The sequence below is a fragment of the Apibacter sp. genome (genome assembly GCF_025291155.1).
Lineage (GTDB): Bacteria > Bacteroidota > Bacteroidia > Flavobacteriales > Weeksellaceae > Apibacter.
Map to the genome: position 1 here is coordinate 32,110 of NZ_JAMBJZ010000011.1, position 8,137 is coordinate 40,246.

Annotated in this window: 5 protein-coding genes; 1 reads left to right on the plus strand and 4 read right to left on the minus strand. The window is 29.4% G+C overall.

Going from position 1 to position 8,137, the window contains the following annotated elements:
- Positions 1–97: 97 nt before the first annotated feature.
- Genes bamA through porG form a run of 3 tightly spaced genes read right to left on the minus strand, consistent with a single transcriptional unit; the run spans position 98 to position 4,310 of the window.
- Positions 98–2,662: an outer membrane protein assembly factor BamA gene (gene bamA / locus M3Z80_RS02395; RefSeq protein WP_293917194.1), complete on the minus strand. Its 2,565-nt coding sequence runs from the start codon at positions 2,660–2,662 to the stop codon at positions 98–100.
- A gap of 18 nt (positions 2,663–2,680) precedes the next feature.
- Positions 2,681–3,430 carry an isoprenyl transferase gene (locus tag M3Z80_RS02400; protein ID WP_293917197.1) on the minus strand — a complete coding sequence of 250 codons (750 nt, stop codon included), beginning with the start codon at positions 3,428–3,430 and terminating at the stop codon, positions 2,681–2,683.
- 13 nt (positions 3,431–3,443) lie between these two features.
- On the minus strand, positions 3,444–4,310 hold the full coding sequence (porG, locus tag M3Z80_RS02405) for a type IX secretion system protein PorG (protein ID WP_293917199.1): 867 nt from the start codon (positions 4,308–4,310) through the stop codon (positions 3,444–3,446).
- Between the two features lie 252 nt (positions 4,311–4,562).
- On the opposite strand from porG, the gene M3Z80_RS02410 reads away from it, so the two are divergent.
- On the plus strand, positions 4,563–5,540 hold the full coding sequence (locus M3Z80_RS02410; RefSeq protein WP_293917202.1) for a polyprenyl synthetase family protein: 978 nt from the start codon (positions 4,563–4,565) through the stop codon (positions 5,538–5,540).
- A 231-nt stretch (positions 5,541–5,771) separates the two neighbouring features.
- Here M3Z80_RS02410 and M3Z80_RS02415 read toward each other — a convergent pair whose 3' ends face one another.
- The gene (locus M3Z80_RS02415) at positions 5,772–7,817 is read right to left on the minus strand and encodes a S9 family peptidase (protein WP_293917204.1); all 2,046 of its coding nucleotides are present in this window, start codon (positions 7,815–7,817) and stop codon (positions 5,772–5,774) included.
- Positions 7,818–8,137 lie beyond the last annotated feature (320 nt).

Here is an 8,137-nt window from a genome sequence, read left to right on the forward strand (position 1 = left end):
CTATATATAGGGCTTTTCTAAAATCATACCAATTTTTTACAAACTTAATTTATCTATAAATATATTATTTTAATAATATATCTGACTATACTTATAATTAAAATTGTTGACCGAATATGAAATGAGTTTCCCAACCATTAGCACTATTTGAGTTAATTGTTGAATCAAATCCTTTAGCGAAATCAAATCCTAACATACCAAATTGAGGCATGAAAATTCTAATTCCAAATCCAGCTGACCTTTTTAACTCAAACGGATTAAATGACTTATTATTGCTCCAAGTGTTACCTCCCTCTGCAAAAGTTAATGCATAAATTTTTGTAGCACCTCCTAATAAAACCGGATAACGCAATTCCAGCATAAATCTCGAATATGAAGTTCCTCCACCTAGTGGAGTTATATCTTCTCCTGAAACTCCACCAAAAGAAGTTGCATCTCTATAACCTCGCAAAGGAATAATTTCTCTACCGTCAAATCTATTTCCATAAAGACCGGTTCCTCCTAAATAAAATCTTTCAAAAGGAGGTATTCCTACCTTAGAATTATAATTACTTAAGAATCCAAACTCTCCTCCAGCTTTCAAAACAAATTTTCCAATTAATTCTTGATACCAATAAGCTTTCATCTTGATCTTATAATATTCTAGCCATTTATATTTTTCCTTATCGGTCTTCTTATTATAATCCTCATTATTAAACGCTGAGTAGGGAGGGGTAAATTTGATAGAAAGCTCAAATTCTGATCCCATGGTTGGAAAAATTGGATCAAATCCTGCAGAATATCTTCCTAAACTTGCATATAAACTAAAATTATTACTTTCTCCATTATCCCAGGTGGTATAGCCTAATGCATTTTCATCGGCTATATTAAATGGATAATTTCTGAAAGAATATAATTGATAATTAATTCCATAAGATAATCTAAAATAATTATCCGGCCAGTTTAAACGGGTGGTTAAACCTACTTGACCTCCATATATATCTAATTTATTTTTTCCTTCTGCGTAATAATTATTATAGTTTAATATAGTACTATATAGAGATACAGTCATAGAGGTAGGTCTTTTACCGGTAATCCATGGTTCTGTAAACGAAATACTATAGTTTTGATAATTGCTTCCTGCTTGAGCTCTTAATGATATGCTTTGTCCATCTCCTGATGGTATCGGCTTCCAAGCTTTTTTCTTAAAAAAATCATTAAATGAGAAATTTCCGAATGTAAGTCCTAAAGTCCCAATAAATCGATTACCTCCATATCCTCCTTGTAATTCTATCTGACTATTTGTTCCTTTTTCTTCTAATTTATAATTAACGTCTACCGTACGGGTTTCTACATTAGGTGTGATGTCCGGACGTAAGGTTTGTGCTTCAAAATATCCCATTTGAGCTAATTCCATAATAGTTCTTTGTATATCTTCTTTTGAAAAAAGATCCCCAGGTCTAGTACTGAGAGAACGTTGTATCACATGGTCATGGGTTTTCGTATTTCCTGAAAAAGTCACCTTATCCCAATAGGCTTGTTCTCCTTCTCTTATTTTTATTTCAACATCAATAGTATCGTTTCGTACTGCTTTTTCTATTGGGATTACATTTGAAAATACATATCCATTATTATAATAAAGAGTCGCTATATCATCATTTTTTTCTGATCCAGATACTTTTTTATTAAATCCGACAGCATCATAAGGATCTCCCTTTTTATAGCCAATGACTTTAGTTAGCGTTTCACTGGAATAAGCAGAATTTCCTGAAAAGGTAACATTTCCTAAATAATATCTTTTCCCTTCTTCTACATTTACTTTAACATTAAAATTTTTTTTATTTGTTCTGATTACTGTATCTGAAGTTATTTTAGCATCTCTAAATCCATATGATTGAAATGTTTCAACTACTCTGTTCAAATCTTCTAAATACTTTTCCGGAACGTATTTTGATTTCTTCCAAAATCGATAAAATCTTTTTTGTTTTGTATTTTTAAAAGCTCGTGATCTCACGGTTGAAGCTTTTAAAACTTTAGTTCCGTTAATCCTGATGGAGCTTACTTTAACTCTTGGTCCTTTATCTATTGTTACATTCCAATTAACCAAATTAGGATCTGATGGATTGGCAGATTCTTTTATAACAGCCATGGCATCAGGGAAACCCTTTTCCGTATACTCATTTTTTATAGAGTTTTGAAGTTTAGTACGTAAATCATCAGTAATTTTAGATTTAGTTTTAAGCCCATTATCTTTGATAAGCTTTTCTCCTTTTGATTTACTGATTCCATGGAATTTAACTGTTCCTAAATCAGGAAGTGCAACTAGATTTATTCGAAGGTACACTTCTTTATTAATTATTTTGGTTAAAAAGATCTCAACATTAGCAAAAAGTTTAGAATCCCACAACTTTTTTACTGCTGTATTAATCTGCATTCCAGGTATTTCGACTATATCTCCTTCATATAAGCCTGTGTATCGCATGATTTGATTTTTGGAATACTTATCGGTTCCTGTAATTTTGATCTCTTTAATACGTAATGCAGAATCATCTTTAGAAGAGGTATCTAAATCTTTATTCACCCCAGCATTAGATGTTTGCCCAGACACTTGGACGCTATCTGAAACCTGACCAAATATAAATGTATGTATTGAGATTAAAACGGCCGCTAATAATTTCTTCATGTATAATTTTTACTTCTTTTACTTTACTTTTATTTGTTCGCTTATTTTTCCAAATCTTCTTTCTCTGGTCTGATAAAATTCTATTGCTTTCGAAAATTCATCTTTGTTAAAATCAGGCCATAATGTATCTGTAAAATATAATTCTGCGTAGGCTATTTGCCAAAGTAAAAAATTACTAATTCTTTGTTCTCCACTAGTTCTAATAAGAAGATCTACATCTGGTAGATCATTAGTATATAAATATTGATTAAAAATATTCTCATTTATTTGTTCTAAGGACAATTCATTGTTTGAAAAATCTAAGGCTATTTTTTTAGTTGCATCTACAATCTCATTTTTAGAACCATAGCTTAATGCTAAGGTTAAGGTCCCCTTTTGATTATTACAAGTTTCAGTGATCAGTATATTCAACTCCTCGCTAACATTCTTAGGGAATTTATCAATATTACCGATTACTTTAACTCTAATCCCTTTTTCCTTTAAACTCTTTGTTTCTTTTTTTATAGTATTCACTAATAATCCCATTAATGAATTAACTTCTAAAATCGGTCTATTCCAATTTTCTGTAGAAAATGCATATAAGGTAAGATAGGGTATATTTGTATCATCACAAAATTCAATTGCTTCTCGAACAGCTTTAATTGCATTTTGATGTCCCAAACTACGAATCATACCTCTTTTTTTAGCCCATCTACCGTTGCCATCCATAATTATAGCAACATGTCGGGGTAACTTATTTTCTTCTATAAATATATCTTTTTTAGACATTAATAATTTTAATTTAATAACAATAACATGGAGGTCTACCAAATGTATATGTTAAGTTTATCCCCCATATTAAATACCAATCATTACTTTTAAATGTATTACCTGTTTGGTGTTTTCCTATTATTTTAGAGTTTCTCCTATTTATTTCATCTTTTATGTTAGAATCTGTCGCACTAATGCTATTTAACTTTGGATCAACATTTATAGTTATATTTTTGTTTTTTACAGAACTATAATCAAGATTATCTTGAAATGTATATCTTGCTCCTACTTCAAATGATAATAACCAATCGTATTTAATCTTAATTTTATATCCTATTCCAAAAGGAATATTAAAACCGAATTTCATGGATTTTTTATAATTTTCCTCTGTTATAAAATCCTTATAATCTTTTGGGTTTCGAAAAGATCCATCAGAATTTTTAGCACGTGTATGATTGATTGTATATTTTCTATCATTATATCCATATCCTCCAATTCCAGCAAATATATAAGGGGATGATCCGGAATATTTTATATCGTTAATATCAAAGAAATAATACTCAAATAGAACCGAGGTTTCTAATATTGTATTACTTCCTGAAATAAGTCTTTTGTACCTGTAGTCTTCACTCGCTTTTTCATCATCAAAAAACACCCTGTTATATATTAAATTAAGCCTTAAGCTTTGTCTATTATCTAAATTATATCTATAAAGTAGACCTAGTGAAATTGGTATTCTATCCATATCCATAGGTAAAATCTCAATATAGTTTGTTTTACCTATATCTCCAATAATATTAGCTCTTCCAATAGAAATTCCAAGTTCATTACGTTGGGCCTTTATATGTATCAGACAACAAGTACAAATTAGAATAATTAATAAGAAAATATTTTTCATTTTAATTTAATATTATTTCACATAATGCACTAAACGTGAAATAAAGTTATTATGTTGCATTTTTCTTTGCAATTATCTATCATCTCAAACAACAAATATAATAATTCTTTTTATGTTTATACTCTTTATTTTATTATTAACTTATTTTTAGTACATAACCTTTATTTTAAATATCTTTTTACCCTTTCTATTAAAAATAAAATTCAAATTTTAAAATTGTTATATGTAAAATTTGATTATTTTTGGAATCTAATGTCTAAGATAACTGAACAAATTAAAATTCCAATTGCTGATGAAATGAAGCTTTTCGAGAAGAGATTCTATGAATCTATGAAAAGTAAAGTTCCCTTGTTGGATAGAATAACTCAGTTTATTGTTAGAAGAAAAGGTAAGCAAATGCGTCCTATGTTTGTATTCTTAACAGCTAAGCTTACCGGTACTATAACTGATAAAACTTATCGTGCAGCTTCATTAATTGAACTTATTCATACTGCAACCTTAGTCCATGATGATGTAGTAGACGAGAGTTATATGAGAAGAGGGTTCTTTTCAATTAATGCATTATGGAAAAATAAAATTGCTGTTTTGGTAGGTGATTATCTTCTTTCCAAAAGCGTATTATTAGCTACTGATAATCAAGATTTAGATTTACTATCAATTATCTCTAGAACTATACGTGAAATGTCTGAAGGAGAGTTACTGCAACTGGAAAAAAGCCGTATGCTTGATATAACAGAAGAAGTTTATTTTGAAATTATACGTCAAAAAACTGCTGTTCTTATATCTGCCTGTTGCGAAGCTGGAGCACGTTCTACTTTTGCTTCTGATGAAAATGCTGAAAAACTGCGACTCTTTGGGGAATATACTGGTATTGCATTTCAAATTAAAGATGACTTATTTGATTACACAAGTACCAATCTTATCGGGAAACCTATAGGAATTGATATTCAGGAAAGAAAAATGACACTCCCTTTAATTTACGTTCTTTCCACAACAACTAAAGAGAATAAAAAGTGGTTAATTAATTCCATTAAAAACCATAACAAGGATAAAAAAAGAGTTTCTGAAATAATTAATTTTGTTAAGGAAAACGGAGGACTAAACTATACGATAAATAAGATGAATGAATATAAACAAAAAGCGCTAGATATTTTAGTTACTTTTCCTAAAAACGAAAATCGTGATTCTTTAGAGCTTATGCTAAAATATGTTATTGAAAGAAAACATTAAAGAATTAACACTTTTATTTTTCTACAATTACAATAATTTGATTACTTCATTTAAATAAATTTAGCCTTTTGAAAATTGAACATTACAAATTAAGCGATGGATTTTTATATTAATGTAGAAGGAAATTTAAAAAATAATTTTTCACTTTATAAGCAAATGGCATCCGTCTCCGATTATTGTTTATAAGATGAATTTGTTATTTTCTAAACCTCCTATTATTATAACTATCAATTAATTTTCTTGTTTTTCTAGAAATAAATAAAATGCATACTCTAATGCAACCTCTTTCAATGATTCGAAACGTCCGCTTGAACCTCCATGTCCTGCATCCATATTGGTTTGTAATAATAAAAGATTAGAATCTGTTTTCATATCTCTAAGTTTTGCCACCCATTTAGCCGGCTCCCAGTATTGTACCTGAGAATCGTGTAAACCGGTTGTTACTAACATATTGGGATATTCTTTCTTTTCGACATTATCATATGGAGAATAAGATTTCATATAATTATAATATTCTATTTGATTTGGATTTCCCCATTCGTCATATTCTCCTGTGGTTAAGGGAATATTCTCATCCAACATGGTAGTAACTACATCTACAAATGGGACATCTGCGACCACTCCATGAAAAAGTTTGGGTGCATAATTAATTACTGCTCCCATTAATAAACCGCCGGCACTTCCTCCATTGGCATATAAATGATTGCATGAAGTGTATTCATTTTTAATTAAATATTCAGCGCTATCTATAAAATCGAAGAATGTATTTTTCTTTTTTAACATTTTCCCTTCTTCATACCAACGTCTACCTAAGTCTTCCCCACCCCTTACATGAGTTATTACGTAAATGAAGCCTCGATCCAATAAAGATAAGCGTATTGAACTAAAAGTAGCATCCATCGAATATCCATAAGATCCATAAGCATATAATAATAAGGGGGTATTTTTTGAAGGCTTTGTATCTTTTCTCATTACTAAAGACATAGGTATACTTACTCCGTCCCTTGCTTTTGCCCATATTCTCTTAGTTATATAATTATCTTTAGTAAAATTTCCGATTACTTCCTGCTCTTTTAATACCGTCTTTTCTTTTGTACGCATATTATAATCTATATCACTCCATGGCGTAGTCATAGAGGTATAACGATACCTTATTATTTCTGTATCAAAATCTCTATTAACAGATGTGCCCACTGTATAAACTTCTTCTTCAAAAGGAATTTCATATGTAACTGAATTGTCCCAACTTTTAATTTTTATATGTGTTAATCCACATTCACGTTCTTCTGTCACTAAATAATTTCTAAATAGCTCAAATCCTTCCAGTAAGATTTTTTCATTATGCGGAATTACTTCAATCCAATTTTCTTTTTCTGTTTCTGTTATTGAAGTCTTCATCAATTTAAAGTTAGTAGCACCATCTTTATTAGTAAGAATGTAGAAGAAATCATCAAAATGGTCGAATGAGTACTCTAACCCTCTTATTCTCTCTTGAAATATTTTCCATTTTGCATTGGGATTATCGGCAGGAATAAACCTATATTCATCAGTTAATGTACTACCGGATGCTATAACTATATATTTTAAGGATTTAGTTTTAGTTACATATACAGTAAAGGTTTCATCTTTTTCTTCAAATAATAATATATCTTCTTTTTGTGATGTTCCTAATACATGCTTATATATTTTAGAAGAACGTAAGGTTTTTGGGTCTTGAACTGAATAAAATAGTGTATGATTATCATTTGCCCATACTACATTCCCCGTTGTGTTTTCTAATATATCGGAAAGTAATTCTCCTGTTATTAAATTTTTAATCTGTATTGAATAGATTCTTCGTCCAATTGTATCAACAGAATAACATGCCATTGTATTATCCGGACTTACACTAATGCTTCCAATTTGATAAAATTTATATTCTTTAGCCATTTGATTAACATCAAACATAATTTCCTCTTGGGCATTTAAAGATTCTTTTTTTCGAATATATATGGGATATTCACCTCCTTTTATATATTTGGTTGCATACCAATACTTATTAAATTTATAGGGAACTGACTCATCATCTTCTTTGATCCTAGACTTCATTTCTCCAAATAAATCTTTTTGTAATTGTTCCGTAGATCTCATTTGCTCTTGGGTGTAAGCATTTTCCTTCTCCAAATACTCGATCACTTCCGGATTATCTCTATCATTAAGCCAATAGTAATTATCGATTCTTGTATCATTATGAATAACCAACTTTTTAGGAATTTTCTTCGCTACAGGTGCCTGCATATTTACTTAATTTATTATCAACATCAAAAATAAGGGTAAAAATATAGAAAGACAATAGTTTAGATATTTTTATTAAGTCCCTATAAATAAAATACAATAAATTATATTTATTAATAAACAAATTTGATCATTGTTAATATTTAAAATCTTTATTTTATAAAAATTTATTTAATTTTCATTACCCCTACTTTTATCCCTACTTTTATTCCTACTTTAATTTCATATATTTGCACAAATATTTTAATTTATTAATAAATGATATTAACTACAACTAATTCTATTGAAGGATTTACCACAAAGGAATATAAGGGTATTGTAAG